Annotated in this window: 17 protein-coding genes; 14 read left to right on the top strand and 3 right to left on the bottom strand. The window is 60.9% G+C overall.

Features of this window, described 5'->3' with window-relative positions; translation table 11 throughout:
* Positions 1-2 precede the first annotated feature (2 nt).
* Entirely contained in the window at positions 3-446 is a 444-nt protein-coding gene (locus HB780_RS31720) for a MarR family winged helix-turn-helix transcriptional regulator (RefSeq protein ID WP_183692330.1), read from the bottom strand.
* Positions 447-789: 343 nt separating this feature from the next.
* Here HB780_RS31720 and HB780_RS31715 point away from each other — a divergent pair, with 343 nt between their 5' ends.
* Both HB780_RS31715 and alr read left to right on the top strand, forming a co-directional pair.
* Positions 790-2,286 (top strand): replicative DNA helicase, encoded by a 1,497-nt coding sequence (locus HB780_RS31715; protein ID WP_183692328.1) that lies wholly within the window; start codon positions 790-792, stop codon positions 2,284-2,286.
* Positions 2,287-2,399: 113 nt separating this feature from the next.
* Entirely contained in the window at positions 2,400-3,563 is a 1,164-nt protein-coding gene (gene alr / locus HB780_RS31710) for an alanine racemase (protein ID WP_183692326.1), read from the top strand.
* Between the two features lie 6 nt (positions 3,564-3,569).
* On the opposite strand, the gene HB780_RS31705 is transcribed toward alr, so the two are convergent.
* On the bottom strand, positions 3,570-4,205 hold the full coding sequence (locus HB780_RS31705; RefSeq protein WP_183692323.1) for a LysE family translocator: 636 nt from the start codon (positions 4,203-4,205) through the stop codon (positions 3,570-3,572).
* A gap of 154 nt (positions 4,206-4,359) precedes the next feature.
* On the opposite strand from HB780_RS31705, the gene radA reads away from it, so the two are divergent.
* The 12 genes from radA to rarD all read left to right on the top strand — a co-directional run bounded on the left by radA (position 4,360) and on the right by rarD (position 16,240).
* Positions 4,360-5,763, top strand: coding sequence for a DNA repair protein RadA (radA, locus tag HB780_RS31700; RefSeq protein ID WP_183692321.1), 1,404 nt, complete (start codon positions 4,360-4,362; stop codon positions 5,761-5,763).
* A gap of 93 nt (positions 5,764-5,856) precedes the next feature.
* Entirely contained in the window at positions 5,857-6,468 is a 612-nt protein-coding gene (locus HB780_RS31695) for a CvpA family protein (protein ID WP_183692319.1), read from the top strand.
* 165 nt (positions 6,469-6,633) lie between these two features.
* Positions 6,634-8,118 carry an amidophosphoribosyltransferase gene (gene purF, locus HB780_RS31690; protein WP_183692317.1) on the top strand — a complete coding sequence of 495 codons (1,485 nt, stop codon included), beginning with the start codon at positions 6,634-6,636 and terminating at the stop codon, positions 8,116-8,118.
* Positions 8,119-8,188: 70 nt separating this feature from the next.
* Positions 8,189-8,929, top strand: a complete 741-nt coding sequence (locus HB780_RS31685; protein ID WP_183692314.1) for an SDR family NAD(P)-dependent oxidoreductase — start codon at positions 8,189-8,191, stop codon at positions 8,927-8,929.
* Positions 8,930-9,141: 212 nt separating this feature from the next.
* On the top strand, positions 9,142-10,533 hold the full coding sequence (gene cysS, locus HB780_RS31680) for a cysteine--tRNA ligase (RefSeq protein ID WP_183692312.1): 1,392 nt from the start codon (positions 9,142-9,144) through the stop codon (positions 10,531-10,533).
* Between the two features lie 260 nt (positions 10,534-10,793).
* Entirely contained in the window at positions 10,794-11,114 is a 321-nt protein-coding gene (locus HB780_RS31675; RefSeq protein ID WP_183692310.1) for an endonuclease domain-containing protein, read from the top strand.
* The gene (locus HB780_RS31670; protein WP_183692308.1) at positions 11,111-11,593 is read left to right on the top strand and encodes a GFA family protein; all 483 of its coding nucleotides are present in this window, start codon (positions 11,111-11,113) and stop codon (positions 11,591-11,593) included. The genes HB780_RS31675 and HB780_RS31670 overlap by 4 nt, the downstream gene beginning before the upstream one ends.
* On the top strand, positions 11,590-12,081 hold the full coding sequence (locus HB780_RS31665; protein ID WP_183692306.1) for a GFA family protein: 492 nt from the start codon (positions 11,590-11,592) through the stop codon (positions 12,079-12,081). The genes HB780_RS31670 and HB780_RS31665 overlap by 4 nt, the downstream gene beginning before the upstream one ends.
* Positions 12,074-12,550 (top strand): GFA family protein, encoded by a 477-nt coding sequence (locus tag HB780_RS31660; RefSeq protein WP_183692303.1) that lies wholly within the window; start codon positions 12,074-12,076, stop codon positions 12,548-12,550. Before HB780_RS31665 ends, HB780_RS31660 begins: the two co-directional genes overlap by 8 nt.
* Entirely contained in the window at positions 12,547-13,512 is a 966-nt protein-coding gene (pip, locus tag HB780_RS31655) for a prolyl aminopeptidase (RefSeq protein WP_183692301.1), read from the top strand. Before HB780_RS31660 ends, pip begins: the two co-directional genes overlap by 4 nt.
* Positions 13,513-13,601: 89 nt before the next feature.
* Positions 13,602-15,218 (top strand): citramalate synthase, encoded by a 1,617-nt coding sequence (gene cimA, locus HB780_RS31650; RefSeq protein ID WP_183692299.1) that lies wholly within the window; start codon positions 13,602-13,604, stop codon positions 15,216-15,218.
* A gap of 110 nt (positions 15,219-15,328) precedes the next feature.
* On the top strand, positions 15,329-16,240 hold the full coding sequence (gene rarD / locus HB780_RS31645) for an EamA family transporter RarD (protein WP_183692297.1): 912 nt from the start codon (positions 15,329-15,331) through the stop codon (positions 16,238-16,240).
* 39 nt (positions 16,241-16,279) lie between these two features.
* Here rarD and HB780_RS31640 read toward each other — a convergent pair whose 3' ends face one another.
* Positions 16,280-16,621: a hypothetical protein gene (locus HB780_RS31640; RefSeq protein ID WP_183692295.1), complete on the bottom strand. Its 342-nt coding sequence runs from the start codon at positions 16,619-16,621 to the stop codon at positions 16,280-16,282.
* Positions 16,622-16,627 lie beyond the last annotated feature (6 nt).

Raw genomic sequence — 16,627 nt, 5'->3', positions numbered from 1 at the left:
CCTCATGATTTGCCCAAATTCTGCAAATTGGCCGTCATGGCGCGGATGACCTTGAGAGCCATGCCGATATCCTCATCCGGAATTCCCTGCAGGATATCCGCCCGCACGCCGCTGGCAAGAGCCTCGACTTCGGCGGCAACGACTTTTCCGGATTCCGTCATGAAAATCTGCTTGGCACGCCGATCCGACGGAACCGCGCGACGCTCGATAAAGGTCTGTGCCTCCATGGCGTCGAGAATGCGCACCAGCGTCGGGGTCTCCAGCTCAAGCTCGTCGGCGAGTTCCCGCTGATTGATACCGTCACGGCGCGACAACTTATGGAAGACCCGGGCTCTCGCCAATGTCATTCCATGCTCGCGCACCAGGCTGTCGAACGCCGCCCTCAGCTTCCGATTGAAGGCGGAAAGCTCGTCGAAGATTTCTCGGCGCTGTGGATGACCCGGCATATAGCTACTTTATATGATTAATAACCTACCCTACTTCTAGGAAATATCTGGATTTTTTCATCTTTACAAGGGCGGCCGCCGGTTTGCCGATGTATGCTAGGGCGAGCTGGGTTAAAATCATCCTCAGACATTCTGCATAAGTGATTCGCGTGTCGGCAGTTCCATTGCAAGCTGGCGACAAGGACTTTTTTACCGCGGAGCGTTTGTCCCTGTGGATGAGTGGAACAACGTGAATAGCTCGAGCGAATTCGTCTCGCGCGCCACGCTGAGGCTCTTCTGCAATTGACCGTGACACCGGAACGTCGCAAACCATTCGACACACCACGAGACGAAGAGACGGAAAATGAACGAAGCTGCGCGCAACATTGCCGCCATTGCTCCCGCCGAAGCGCACTACCGCGAGGCGCCGAACAATATCGAGGCGGAGCAGGCCCTGCTCGGTGCCATCCTCGTCAACAATGACGCCTATTACCGTGTCTCCGACTTCCTGAAGCCGATCCATCTCTATGAGCCGCTGCATCGGAAGATCTACGAAGTGGCGGGCGATATCATCCGCATGGGCAAGACCGCCAATCCGGTGACGATCAAGACCTTCCTGCCGGCCGACGACAAGGTCGGCGACATGACGGTGGCGCAATATCTCGCGCGTCTTGCCACCGAAGCCGTGTCGATCATCAATGCCGAGGACTACGGCCGCGCCATCTATGACCTTGCCCTGCGCCGGGCGCTGATCACCATCGGCGAGGACGTGGTCAACATCGCCTATGACGCGCCGCTCGACATGCCACCGCAGAGCCAAATCGAGGATACCGAGCGCCGGTTGTTCGAGCTTGCCGAAAACGGCCGCTACGACGGCGGCTTCCAGGCCTTCAACGACGCCGTGGCACTGGCGATCGACATGGCGGCCGTCGCCAAGGAACGCGATGGCGGCCTGTCGGGCATTTCCACCGGCATTCATTCGCTCGACAGCAAGATGGGCGGCCTGCAGCGCTCGGACTTGATCATCCTCGCCGGCCGTCCGGGCATGGGTAAGACGTCGCTTGCGACCAATATCGCCTACAACATTGCCGCCGCCTTCGAAGGCGAAGTGCAGTCGGATGGCTCCACAAAGGCGAAAAACGGCGGCGTCGTCGGCTTCTACTCGCTGGAAATGTCGTCCGAACAGCTTGCCACCCGCATCATCTCCGAGCAGACGGAAGTCTCCTCGTCGAAGATCCGCCGCGGCGATATCAACGATGCAGATTTCGAAAAGCTTGTGGCATGCTCGATGATGATGCAGAAGGTGCCGCTTTTCATCGACCAGACCGGCGGTATCTCCATCGCCCAGCTGTCCGCGCGCGCGCGGCGCCTGAAGCGACAGCGCGGCCTCGACGTTCTCGTGGTCGACTACGTTCAGCTGATGACCGGCTCGGGGAAATCGAACGAGAACCGCGTCCAGGAAATCACCCAGATCACCACCGGCCTGAAGGCCCTCGGCAAGGAGCTGAATGTTCCGATCCTGGCACTTTCGCAGCTGTCGCGTGCCGTCGAAAGCCGCGACGACAAACGGCCGCAGCTGTCTGACCTTCGCGAATCCGGCTCGATCGAGCAGGACGCCGACGTGGTGCTCTTCGTGTTCCGTGAGGAGTATTACGTCAAGAACTCCGAACCGCGCGATCCGGCCGATCCTAAATATGCCGAATGGGAATCCCTGTTCGAAAAGGTGAAGGGCACCGCTGACGTCATCATCGCCAAGCAGCGCCACGGTCCCACAGGCACGGTGAAGCTCGCCTTCCAGGCGGAATTCACTCGCTTCGCCGACCTCGCCGACCCGTCCTTCTCGCCATATGAAGAGCATTGATTAAGGCCGCCCACGGCACATATGTGCAGTGCAGCACTTTCTCTTTGCAGCGATGATCACTATTCTGGCCGGAGCAATATTCCTCTCCGGCCATTTTTCGTTCAGGCGGTTTCATGACAGATAGTTTCGACGATAATGACGCTTTTGCCGCTGCCGGCCTGCGACTGACGGTCGATCTGGACGCCCTTGTCGAGAACTGGCGCGACATGGCGCACCGCTCCGGGCGCGCCCGCGCCTCCGCCGTCGTCAAGGCGGATGCCTACGGGCTGGGGATCGAGGATATCGGCGAGACGCTCTATCTGGCCGGCGCCCGGGATTTCTTCGTCGCGACCGCCGACGAGGGTGCGACCTTGCGCCTCTACGCGCCCGACGCGCGCATCTTCGTGCTCTCAGGCATCTGGCCGGGCATGGAGCGGGTCTTCTTCGAAAACGATCTCGTGCCGGTCATCGCCTCGGAAGAGCAGCTTACCTTCTGGATGTCTGTGCTAGCGGATTATGGCGACTACCCCTGCGCACTGCAGGTCGACACCGGCTTCAACCGGCTCGGCCTGCCGATGGAGGACGCGCTGGCGCTTGCCGACGACGTCTCCCGCCCGGCGAGCTTTGCCCCGGTGCTGGTGATGAGTCACCTCGCCTGCGGCGACGATCCAACCAATCCGATGAACCGGCAGCAGCTGGAATCCTTCCGCAAGGTGAGCGCCGCCTTCGAGGGCGTCGAGGCCAGCCTTGCCAATTCGGCCGGCATATTTCTCGGCTCGGACTATCATTTCGACCTCACCCGACCCGGCATCGCCACCTATGGCGGCGAGGCGGTTCCCGGCATCGCCAATCCGATGCGACCCGTCGCGACCGCTGAAGCGCGGATCATCCAAACCCGATTCGTGAAATCAGGCGAAACCGTCGGCTATGGGCGGGCGATGCAGCTTGCGCGCGACAGCCGGCTGGCGATCGTTTCCGCCGGTTATGCCGATGGCTATATGCGCAGCCAGTCGAGCGGCGGCGTGCCGCTGCGCCAGACCGGCTTGCCCGCCGGCCAAGGCTTTATCGCCGGCCACAAGGTTCCCGTTGCCGGCCGCATCACCATGGACCTCACCATCTTCGACGTCACCGATATCCCGCACCACCTCGTCCGTGCGGGCGACTACGTCGAGCTCTTCGGCACCAATATTCCGGTTGATGACGCGGCCCGCTCAGCCGGCACGATCGGCTATGAAATGCTGACGAGCCTGGGGCTCCGGCACGAGCGGCGCTATATTTCGGAAGAGGTTGAGGAATAGCCGACCTCAGCGCGCGCTGGTCGCCAGGCGGACACCCAATGCCACCAACAGCGCTCCAAGCCCGCGATCTAGCCACAAACCGACGCTTCGATTGCGCCGCAACGCCTCAGTGAGACGGCCGCCGAGAAGGATGAGCGGCGGCTCGATGAAGGCGGCAACGACGATGATGAGACTGCCGTGAAGCAGTAGCTGCGCCCAGACCGGGCCAGCGCCTTCAACGATGAATTGCGGCAGGAAGGCGAGAAAGAAGATCGCGACTTTCGGGTTGAGCAACGACACGAGAATACCCTGCCGATAGATCCGGCTCCACGGCAGTGTCTTGCCCGCTTCCTTGATCCAGGCTCCCTCGCCTTTCGAGCGCAGCGCCTGTATGCCGAGCCAGATCAGATAGGCGGCACCGACCCATTTGATCGTCGAGAAGGCGACTGCGGAGGCAGCCAATATCGCCGACAGGCCGGCCGCCGCCATCAGCACATGCAGGCATGCGCCGCTCCATATGCCAAACAGTGCGGCAAAACCGGAGCGTATGCCGCTTCTGACCGTATGGCCAAGAATGAAGGCGATGTCCGGCCCCGGCGACAAATTAAGAAGTATCGCGGCGGACAGAAATCCGATCCAGTGTGCAAGCGAATAGTCGAACATCAGTCGTCATCCATCAAAAAGCTGGCATAAGCCTGACATGATGGCCGTTGATGTGGAAATCATTAGTTTTGATAGGCCGCGAAAGACATTATCTGACAGCCAGTCGCGATTCGCTTCGACACGCGAAGCATTCGAACATTGAGAACAGCATCTGATGGCAAAAACCCGTACACAATTTCTCTGCCAGAACTGCGGCACGATCCACAATCGTTGGGCGGGCAAATGCGACGGCTGTGGCGAATGGAACACCATCGTCGAGGAAGACCCAATGGGCGGCATCGGCGGCGGTCCCGCCAAGGTGCCGAAAAAAGGCCGCCCGGTAGCACTGACGGCTCTGTCCGGCGAGATCGAGGAAGCACCGCGTATCTATACAGGTATTTCCGAACTCGATCGGGCAACCGGCGGCGGTTTCGTACGCGGTTCGGCGGTGCTGGTCGGCGGCGATCCCGGCATCGGTAAATCGACACTCCTGATGCAGGCAGCGGCGGCCCTTGCCCGGCGCGGACACAAGATCGTCTACGTCTCCGGCGAAGAGGCTGTGGCGCAGGTTCGCCTTCGCGCCCAGAGGCTGCACGCCGCCGATACCGACGTGATGCTTGCGGCCGAAACCAACGTCGAGGATATCCTGGCAACGCTCGCCGAAGGCAAGCGGCCGGATCTCGTCATCATCGATTCCATCCAGACGCTATGGAGCGAGCTTGCCGAATCCGCGCCCGGCACGGTGACGCAGGTGCGCACCGGCGTGCAGGCGATGATCCGCTTTGCCAAGCAGACGGGAGCCGCGATGGTGCTGGTCGGCCACGTCACCAAGGACGGCCAGATCGCCGGCCCGCGTGTCGTCGAGCATATGGTCGACGCCGTTCTCTATTTCGAGGGCGATCGCGGCCATCACTACCGCATCCTGCGCACGGTGAAGAATCGCTTCGGCCCAACCGACGAGATCGGCGTCTTCGAAATGTCCGACATGGGCTTGCGCGAAGTGGCCAATCCGTCCGAACTCTTCCTCGGCGAACGTAATTCCAAATCGCCGGGTGCTGCCGTCTTTGCCGGCATGGAAGGCACGCGGCCGATCCTGGTCGAAGTGCAGGCGCTGGTCGCCCCGACATCACTCGGCACGCCGAGGCGCGCCGTCGTCGGCTGGGATTCGGCGCGGCTATCGATGATTCTCGCGGTTCTTGAGGCGCATTGCGGTGTCCGGCTCGGCCAGCATGACGTCTATCTCAATATTGCCGGCGGTTATCGCATTTCTGAGCCGGCTGCCGACCTTGCCGTGGCTTCTGCACTGGTTTCCTCCCTGGCCGGTATTGCCCTTCCCGCCGATTGCGTCTATTTCGGCGAAGTAAGCCTGTCGGGTGCTGTTCGGCCGGTTGCGCATACCGCCCAGCGCCTCAAGGAAGCCGAGAAGCTGGGATTTTCTGCAGCGCTTCTCCCGACTGCCTCCCCCGACCTGCCGAAAGGCAGTGGTGGACGCTGGAGCGAGATCGACAGCCTGCCGGATCTGGTGGTGCGCATTGCAGGATCGAAGGCCGCGCTCAAGCGTGCGGAAGACGAAGACTGAGCCTTACTTCAGCCGTTCTTGACGGCAAGAGAGGCGAATAGTGAGGCCGATGGCGGCCATGCTCGGCATGGCAAGTCTTGGAGTGGATTATACATGCCCATTACGATTTTCGACGGTATTGTTATCGGCGTCATCCTGTTCTCTGCCGTTCTGGCCATGGTGCGCGGATTTTCCCGCGAAATTCTGTCGATCGTCAGCTGGGGCGGCTCGGCCGTCGCTGCCTACTATCTCTATTCGCTGCTCGTGCCCTATGCACTGCACTACACGGCAGACACCCGTATCGCGACGATCGCGTCTGCTGCGGTCATCTTCCTCATCGCGCTGATCATCATTTCGTTCATCACCATCAGGATCGCCGACTTCATCATCGACAGCCGCATCGGCGCGCTGGATCGCACGCTCGGCTTTCTGTTCGGCGCCGCCCGCGGCCTGCTGCTGATGGTCGTCGTCGTCGCCTTCTGGAACTGGCTGGTCGCGCCGCCGGCCCGTCCTGAATGGGTCAACAACGCAAAATCGAAGCCTTTCCTCGATTCGATGGTCGAAAAGCTGAAGTCCGCGCTTCCCGAGAATATCCAGGCGATGCTTCCGGCCGAGATCATCAACAAGATCTCGCCGAATCAGCAGCAGACGCAGCCGCAGGATGGTGGCGCGACCAACGATTCCGCGCCCTCCGACGACGCGCCGGCGCCGCAAACGAATAATTGACAAAGCGTTTACAGGCTTGACCCGCCGGGCGATAATCGCCATGTGAACGCCATGAAAACCGAAGATCCGGCCCGATAGTCTTTCCGGCCGGATTTTCAGCTATTTTTGCATTCAGTCGCGATGCCGCCCCGACCCACCCATGTTGAGAGCAAAGGTCCTGCAGCCATGACCCATTCCCTTTCCATCGAGGATGATATCGACGGCGATACGCTGCATGAGGAGTGCGGCGTATTCGGCATTCTCGGCCACCCGGACGCGGCAACCCTGACGGCGCTCGGCCTGCATGCTCTTCAACATCGTGGCCAGGAAGCGGCCGGCATCGTCTCCTTCGACGGCCAGCGCTTTCACTCCGAACGGCGCATGGGTCTCGTCGGTGATCATTATACTGATCCCGCCACGCTTGCCCGCCTGCCCGGCGACCGGTCGATGGGCCATGTGCGCTACTCGACGACGGGCGAAACCATCCTGCGCAACGTCCAGCCGCTGTTTGCAGAATTGGAAGTCGGCGGCATCGCCATTGCTCACAACGGCAACTTCACCAACGGCCTGACCATGCGCCGACAGCTGATCGCCGACGGTGCGATCTTTCAGGCCACCTCAGACACCGAAGTCGTCCTCCATCTCATTGCCCGCTCTAAGCAGGCTTCCTCCTCCGACCGCTTCATTGATGCGATCCGCCAGATGGAAGGCGGCTATTCGATGCTTGCGATGACGCGCACCAAATTGATCGCGGCGCGCGACCCGATCGGCATTCGGCCGCTGGTCATGGGTGAGCTCGACGGCAAGCCGATCTTCTGCTCGGAAACCTGCGCGCTCGACATCATCGGCGCCAAATACGTCCGCGACATCGAAAACGGCGAAGTCGTTATCTGCGAGATCCAGCCGGATGGCTCGATCACCATCGATGCCCGCAAGCCGGAAGTCTCCAAACCCGAACGGCTCTGCCTGTTCGAATATGTCTATTTCGCCCGTCCCGATTCCGTGGTCGGCGGCCGCAACGTCTATGTCACCCGCCGGAACATGGGCATCAATCTGGCCAGGGAAGCCCCAGTCGAAGCTGACGTCGTCGTACCCGTGCCGGACGGCGGCACACCGGCGGCCATCGGCTATGCGCAGGAAAGCGGCATCCCCTTCGAGCTCGGCATCATCCGCAACCACTATGTCGGCCGCACCTTCATCGAGCCGACGCAGCAGATCCGCGCTTTCGGCGTCAAGCTCAAGCACTCCGCCAACCGCGCCATCATCGAAGGCAAGCGTGTCATTCTGGTGGATGATTCCATCGTGCGCGGCACCACCTCGGTCAAGATCGTGCAGATGATCAGAGAAGCCGGGGCTCGCGAGGTGCATATCCGCGTTGCCAGCCCGATGATCTTTCATCCGGATTTCTACGGCATCGATACGCCGGACGCCGAGAAGCTGCTCGCCAATCAGTATAAAAGCCTGAAGGCGATGGGCGATTTCATCGGCGTCGACTCGCTGGCGTTTCTATCGATCGACGGTCTCTACCGTGCCGTTGGCGGCGCGCCGCGCGACAATGCGCAGCCGCAGTTCACCGATCACTATTTCACCGGTGACTATCCGACCCGCCTGCTCGACCGGGAAAGCACCAGCAATGTGCGCAAGCTTTCCATGCTTGCCAGCAACGGCTGACCCCGGTATCGGCTGATAAGGGGCGCTTTTTCGCCCCTTTCCTTCCCCAGAGCATTCGGATCCAGGCAGTATGAGCGTCAATCTCAAGGACAAGATCGCCCTCGTTACCGGCGCGTCGCGCGGTATCGGCTATTTCACCGCACTGGAACTGGCCAAGGCCGGCGCGCATGTGATTGCCTGCGCCCGTACCGTGGGTGGCCTTGAGGAACTCGATGACGCCATCAAGGCTGTCGGCGGGTCCGCAACGCTCGTGCCCTTCGACCTCGCTGACATGAACGCGATCGATGCGCTCGGCGCTTCGATCTTTGAGCGCTGGGGCAAGCTCGATATTCTCGTCGCCAATGCCGGCGTGCTCGGCGTCATCTCGCCGATCGGCCATATCGAGGCCAAGGTGTTCGAAAAGGTGATGACCGTTAACGTCACCGCGACCTGGCGGCTGATCCGCTCGGTCGAGCCGCTGCTGATGCGCTCCGACGCCGGGCGCGCCATCATCCTGTCGTCGGCCGCCGCCCACCGCTGCCGGCCTTTCTGGGGCGCCTACTCCGCATCCAAGGCCGCCGTCGAGGCGCTTGCCCGTACCTGGGCCGGAGAAACCCAAAGCACGCCGCTGCGTATCACCAGCGTCGACCCCGGCGCCACCCGCACCGCCATGCGCGCCCAGGCCATGCCCGGCGAAGACCCGGATACACTGCCGCATCCCCGCGACGTGGCCCAAGCCATCCTGCCGCTCGCCGGCCCGGATGTGACGGAAACCGGCAAGCTCTTCGTCGTGCGCGAGAACAAGCTCGTCGATTATCGGATGCCGGAATAATCGCTCGCTACGGCCCTATCCTGGCACTTGACCAATCACCATAGTCGAGCGATAAAGCCTGCCATGAAAACGGTTATCTGCATTATCTGCCGGAAAATTATTCGCTAGCGTTTCGCTGGCCTGGCCGTTTTCGTCTCCCAAAATCCAAGATGACAAACGCCCCGGCCTGCCGGTGACGATATTTTTCGGATTTATGCCTTTGGGAGAATGAAATGGGTACCGAGCCACAACTGAAGCTGTACAACACGCTGACGCGCGAAAAGGTCGACTTCCAGCCGATCGACCGCGAGAACGTCCGCCTGTATGTCTGCGGCCCGACTGTCTATGATTTCGCCCATATCGGCAATGCGCGGCCGGCCATCGTCTTCGACGTGCTTTTCCGGCTGCTCAGACAGGTCTATGGCGAAAGCCACGTCACCTATGCGCGCAACATCACCGATGTCGACGACAAGATCAACGCGCGGGCACTCCGCGATCATCCCGGCCTGCCGCTGAACGAGGCGATCCGCCTGGTCACCGAGAAGACCGAGACGCAGTATTATCAGGACACGACCGCGCTCGGCTGCCTTGAACCAACCGTGCAGCCGCGGGCGACGGACAATATCGCTGAGATGATCGAGATCATCGAAAAGCTGATCGTCAGGGGCCATGCCTATCAGGCGGCGGGTGAAGTACTGTTCGACACCAAGTCCATGGCTGATTACGGCCAGCTCTCGAAGCGCAATCTCGACGAGCAGCAGGCCGGCGCTCGCATCGCCGTTGATGCGCATAAGAAGAGCCCCGGCGACTTCGTGCTCTGGAAGCTGTCTGCCGGGAACGAGCCCGGCTGGGAAAGCCCCTGGGGGCGCGGCCGTCCCGGCTGGCATATCGAGTGCTCGGCCATGAGCGGCCGCTATCTCGGCGACGTCTTCGACATCCATGGCGGCGGCCTGGACCTGATCTTCCCGCATCATGAAAACGAGATCGCCCAGTCGCGTTGCGCCCATGGCACGGACGTGATGGCGAATGTCTGGATGCACAACGGCTTCCTGCAGGTCGAAGGCCGCAAGATGTCGAAATCCGAAGGCAATTTCGTCACCATCTACGAATTGCTGCAGACGGAGAAACTCGGCGGCCGGACGTGGCCGGGCGCGGTGCTGCGCCTTGCCATGCTGATGACGCACTACCGCGAGCCGATCGACTTTTCGGTGAAGCGGCTGGAAGAGGCAGAACGCTTGATTGCCAAGTGGCCGGCGGCGGATATCGGCGATGCCGCCCCGGACGCCAGCGTACTGGCCGCCCTTGCCGACGACCTCAACACCGTCATCGCCATCCAGGCTCTGCATGCTCTGGCCCAAGCAGCCAATGCCGATGCCAGCGTTTTGCCTGTGTTTGCAGCAAGCGCGGCGTTGCTCGGCCTGCTGCCCGAAAAGGTCGAGATGGATGACGGCGTCGTCTCGGAAATCGACCGGCGGGTGCAGGTGCGCCTGGAGCTGCTGAAGGCGAAGAACTTTGCCGAGGCGGACAAGGTCCGTGACGCGCTTTTGGCTGAAGGTATTCAGCTGAAGGACGGCAAGGATTCTGCGACGGGCGAGCGCATCACGACTTGGGAGATCAAGCGGTGAGTGTGAATACCCCCCTCTGTCACTTCGTGACATCTCCCCCACAAGGGGGAGATTGGGGGTGTCTGCCGACCGTTTCAACACAAAACCCACCCCTCTTGCAGTAGAAAGATGCGTTCGTATTCTTCCGAAGGAAGACGGGAGGTGGAGCGTTCGCCGCAGACGATCTCCCCCCTTGTGGGGGAGATGTCACGAAGTGACAGAGGGGGGGTCTCTTCCCACATACTCCGGTCCCGCCGAAGATACGAAACAATGCCCGCCGCATGCGCAAAGTCATGACGGACGCCGAACTCCGCGTCTGGAATGAGTTGCGCGCGCACCGTCTCATGGGTCTTGGCTTTCGCCGCCAATTGCCGATCGCTGGATACATCGTTGATTTTGCCTGCCCCGCCGAGAAGCTCATTGTCGAAGTCGACGGTTCCCAGCACGGTAAAGAGCATGATCAAATCTATGATCAGGTTCGCACCCGCCGTCTAGAAGTTGACGGCTGGACCGTTCTCAGATTCTGGAATGACGATATCCTCCGGGACATCGACAATGTCTGCATGCATATCCTCATTGTCCTCGGAAAGGATAAGGCATGACTGTCTCGACTTACACCGGCGGCTGTCAATGCGGTGCGGTTCGTTTCCGAGTGCGGGGCGAACTCAAGGACGCGTCGATCTGTCATTGTCGGATGTGTCAGAAAGCTTTCGGTGCCTATTATGCACCGCTGGTCTCGACGCGTGGCGCTGAACTTGTGTGGACGCGGGGGGAGCGGAAGACATTCCGGTCGTCGAATTTCGTCGAGCGCGGTTTCTGCGGTGATTGCGGCACGCCGCTGACCTATGAGGCGCCGGATGGCGTGGCGGTTGCGGCAGGCGCCTTCGATGATCCGTCGCTGTTGCCGCCGGTGGTGCAGTTCGGCACGGAGGGCAAGATCAGCTTCGTTGACGGGCTGCATCTGCTACCGGGCCACCGCACGGAAGAGGATGCGGAACAGGCGCCGTTTGTGCTGGAGCTTGTGTCCTACCAGCATCCGGATCACGATACGGCAGCATGGCCATTGGAGACAGGTCAATGACGATGGCGGCGGGATATAGTGGTGGATGCCAGTGCGGCGCGGTTCGTTATCGAACCGCCGGTGCCCTCGGCTATCCGCATCTCTGCCATTGTCGCATGTGCCAGAAGGCCTCCGGCAATTACGCCCTACCGCTGGGCAGCGCCAAGCTTACGGATTTCGAGCTGACGCGCGGCGAGCCTTCGTGGTTTCATTCATCCGATCTCGTACGCCGCGGCTTCTGCGGCACCTGCGGCACGCCTTTGTTCTATGACATTCCGGGCGCGGATTCGATCAATGTGACGCTCGGCTCGCTGGACGAGCCGATGGCGGTGCAGCCCGTCGCGCAATCGAATCTCGCGGGAAAAATGCCGTGGTTCCATGCGCTGGATGTACTTCCGGTGGAACCGGATGGCGACGAGGCTGACCGCACCGAGGCGATCCGCTTGTCCAACCATCAGCATCCCGATCACGATACCCAAACCTGGCCACAGGAGAAGAGCCATGACTGAAGTCACCAGAAGCGGAGGATGCCAGTGCGGCGCGGTGCGGTTTCGCATTCGCGGTGAACTCGGCCGGCCCTCGATCTGCCATTGCCGCATGTGCCAGAAGCAGTTCGGCAGCTTCTTCTCCGCCCTGGTGACGGCACCGGATGGCAATCTGGAATGGACGCGCGGCGAGCCGACCTATTTCCAGTCCTCGGTCAACATCGAACGCGGCTTCTGCAAGAATTGCGGAACGCCGCTGACCTATCGCCATCCCGGCGGGGTGGAGATCGCCATTGGTGCCTTCGACGAGCGCGACGATCTGGCACCGCAGATCCAGGTGAACCACGCCTCGCGCCTGCCCTGGGTTGAAACCATATTCCAGCAGCCAGTGCATCAGAATCCGGACTTCTATGCCCAGCAAGAGCGGATCATCTCCTTCCAGCACCCAGACCATGACACCGACATCTGGCCTTCGGAAGGGCTGAAAATATGACGGAAGCCTTGCGTACGCTCTATCCGGAAATCGAACCCTATGCCTCCGGCCATCTCGATGTCGGCGACGGCCATGTCATCTATTGGGAACGAGCCGGCACGCCTGGCGCCAAGCCCGCCGTCTTCCTGCATGGCGGCCCGGGCGGCGGCATCTCGCCGAGCCATCGCCGCCTGTTCGATCCGGCGCTCTACGACGTGACGCTGTTCGACCAGCGCGGCTGCGGCAAGTCCACGCCGCATGCAGGGCTGGAAGCCAACACGACCTGGCATCTGGTTGACGATATCGAGCGGTTGCGCGAGATGGCGGGCGTCGACAAATGGCTGGTCTTCGGCGGCTCCTGGGGATCGACGCTGGCGCTCGCCTATGCGGAAACCCATCCGGGGCATGTTTCGGAACTGGTCGTACGCGGCATCTATACGCTGACGAAGGCGGAGCTCGACTGGTACTATCAGTTCGGCGTCTCGGAAATGTTCCCGGACAAATGGGAGCGCTTCATAGCGCCGATCCCGCCGGAAGAGCGCCACGAAATGATGCTCGCCTATCACCGCCGGCTGACGCATGAGGACAAGGCGGCCCGTCTCGAGGCCGCCAAGGCATGGTCGCTCTGGGAAGGCGAGACCATCACCCTTCTGCCGGACCCTTCAACCAGCACACCGTTCGAAGACGCGGAATTCGCGCATGCCTTCGCGCGCATCGAAAACCACTTCTTCGTCAATGCCGGCTGGATGGACGAAGGCCAACTGCTGCGCGATGCCTATAAGCTGAAGGATATTCCCGGCGTTATCGTTCATGGCCGCTACGACATGCCCTGCCCGGCAAAATATGCCTGGGCGCTGCACAAGGCATGGCCGAAAGCGGAGCTTCATCTGATCGAAGGCGCAGGCCATGCCTATTCCGAGCCTGGCATCCTCGATCAGTTGATCCGCGCCACGGACAAGTTTGCAGGGAAGATCCGAGCCTGAACGATACCTCTCCCCGCCCCTTCGACAAGCTCAGGGTGAGGAGAGGAAGTGACTGAGCAAGAAGAAACCGGCTCGCCGGAGGAAACAGTATGACACGCGAAAAAATCTATCTCTTCGACACGACCTTGCGCGACGGGCAGCAGACGCCCGGCATCGATTTTTCCGTCGAGGACAAGATTTCGATCGCAACCATGCTGGACGAATTCGGCCTCGATTATGTCGAGGGCGGCTATCCCGGTGCGAACCCGACCGACACCGCCTTCTTTAACGAGAAGCGGACGCAGAAGGCGTCCTTCGTCGCCTTCGGCATGACCAAGCGCGCCGGCGTTTCCACCTCCAACGATCCGGGCCTTGCGACCCTCCTGCAGGCCAAGGCCGACGCCATCTGTTTCGTCGCCAAAAGCTGGGACTATCACGTCAAGGTCGCGCTCGGCTGCACCAACGAGGAGAACCTCGAAAGCATTGCCGAAAGCGTCAACGCGGCTGTCGGCGCGGGCAAGGAAGCGCTGGTCGACTGCGAACATTTCTTCGACGGCTACAAGGCCAATCCGACCTATGCACTCGCCTGCGCCAAGACGGCGTACGAGGCCGGAGCGCGTTGGGTCGTGCTCTGTGACACCAATGGCGGCACGCAGCCGCCGGAAGTGCGCGCCATCGTCGAAGCCGTGATCGCTGAGGGCGTTCCGGGGCACTGTCTTGGCATTCATGCCCATAATGATACCGGCCAGGCGGTCGCCAATTCGCTTGCCGCCGTCGAAGCCGGCGTGCGGCAGATCCAGGGCACGCTCAACGGCATCGGCGAACGCTGCGGCAATGCCAACCTGATCACGCTGATCCCGACGCTGGCATTGAAGAGAACCTATAGCGAGCGTTTCGAAACGACGATCGATGGCGAACGGCTGTTGGGGTTGACCAGCCTGTCGCACGCCTTCGACGAGTTGCTGAACCGTTCGCCGGACCACCAGGCACCCTATGTCGGCGCCTCCGCCTTTGCGACCAAGGCCGGCATCCACGCCTCGGCACTGCTGAAGGACCCCCGCACCTATGAGCATGTGCCGCCGGAAACTGTCGGCAATTTCCGCAAGGTTATGGTCTCTGACCAGGGCGGCAAGTCCAACTTCATCAATGCGCTGAAGCGGCGCGGCATCGAAGTCGGCAAGGACGACCCGAAGCTTGACCGGCTGATCCAGATCGTCAAGGAACGGGAAGCCACCGGTTACGCTTACGAGGGTGCCGACGCCAGTTTCGAGCTTCTGGCGCGCCGCACGCTCGGCGCCATTCCGGACTTCTTCGCCGTCGACGGCTTCCGTGTCATGGTGGAGCGCCGCTTCGATTCCCATGGCCGGGTGAAGACCGTCTCGGAAGCGGTGGTCAAAATGATCATCGACGGCCAGACCATCATGTCGGTTGCCGAAGGCGACGGCCCGGTCAATGCGCTCGACCTGGCGCTGCGCAAGGATTTCGGCAAATACCACCACGAGATCGATGATCTGGAACTGGCCGACTTCAAGGTGCGTATCCTCAATGGCGGCACCGGGGCCGTGACCCGCGTCCTGATCGAATCCACGGATAGCGACGGCGTGCGCTGGTGGACGGTCGGCGTTTCGGAAAACATCATCGACGCCTCTTTCCAGGCGCTGATGGATTCGGTCATCTACAAGCTGATGAAGAACCGGCATATGGCGGGCAGAATAGCGGCGGAGTGATCCGCCGTTCATCAAAAACCTTGACCATGCCGTCAAGGAAATGAATTGGCCCTGCGTCACGCTTTGGAGTAATCCCGTCCCAAATAAAACAACATGGGCGGGAAACACCAATGGCCACCGATACGGTCGCACCTGACGTCAAGAATGGAGACAGCCTTCGCGGCTTCGGCTTCGCGCTGACGGCCTATCTCTTCTGGGGCGTTCTGCCACTTTACATGAAGACTATGGCGCATATTCCCGCCATAGAGGTCGTCGCCCACCGAATTTTGTGGTCCGTTCCCGTCGCCGGCATTGTCCTTTTAGCGCTCGGCCGCATGGGCGATATCAAGGTGGCGCTCAGCAGTCCACGCACGGTCGCCATGGCGTCGCTGACGGCGACGCTGGTGACCATCAACTGGGGAACCTATGTCTGGGCGATCAGCGCCGGACATTCGCTCGATGCGGCGCTCGGCTATTTCATCAATCCGCTGTTCAGTATCGCGCTCGGCGCCGTGCTGTTGAAGGAGAAGCTGGCACCGCTGCAGATTGCCGCGATCTGCCTTGCAGCGGCGGCAGTGGTCCTTCTGACCATCGAGGCCGGCACCGTGCCCTGGGTGGCGTTGACGCTGACCTTATCCTGGGGCTTCTATGCCTTTTTCCGCAAGACATTGCCGGTTGGAGCAAACCAAGGCTTCTTCCTGGAGGTGCTGCTGCTCTGCATCCCGGCGATACTTTACATTCTCTATCTGGAAGCGCGCGGCGAAGGCCATCTCTACCGCACGGGCATCTCGGATACGGCGCTTCTGCTCGGTTGCGGCCTGGTGACCGCCCTGCCGCTGATGATCTTCGCCAATGGGGCGAAGCTGCTCAGGCTCTCCACCATCGGCATCATGCAGTATATCGCGCCGACGATGATCTTCCTCATCGCCGTCTTCCTGTTCAAGGAGCCTTTCGGCACAACGCAGATGACCGCCTTCTCGCTGATCTGGGCTGGGCTGGTGCTTTATAGCTGGTCAATGCTGCGCCAGAGCCGGGCGCGTTAGACATCATGCAGGGTAGCTAAACCGCTCCTCTGACCGCAATTACGCGATTTCGTTAGCGTTGCTATCCGAGGCACCCACGCGAGCCTCTTGATATTTGCGCGCAAACTCGATGCACTCATTCAAGCTATCGCGAAGCCTAATGGCCGTATCAACATCGAAGTTGATATAATTTTTGACGGAGCCTTCCGGTCCTGCATAGCTGTCGGGCCGCATTTTAACCGCGATAAAGACGTCGGATTTATCAATGGATTCTTTGACACGCCATTCGAAAAACGAGTGGCGGGAGACACCGCTTTCTTGTGAAGTAGCGAGAACGATCTCGCCAGCCGTCACGTTTAACAACTTCGAGCCAGATAACAACGTCTTGAAGATCGGCCACATGTTAGA

The organism is Rhizobium lusitanum (assembly GCF_014189535.1).
Taxonomy (GTDB): Bacteria; Pseudomonadota; Alphaproteobacteria; order Rhizobiales; family Rhizobiaceae; genus Rhizobium; species Rhizobium lusitanum_C.
This window is presented reverse-complemented; position numbering and strand designations above follow the sequence as displayed.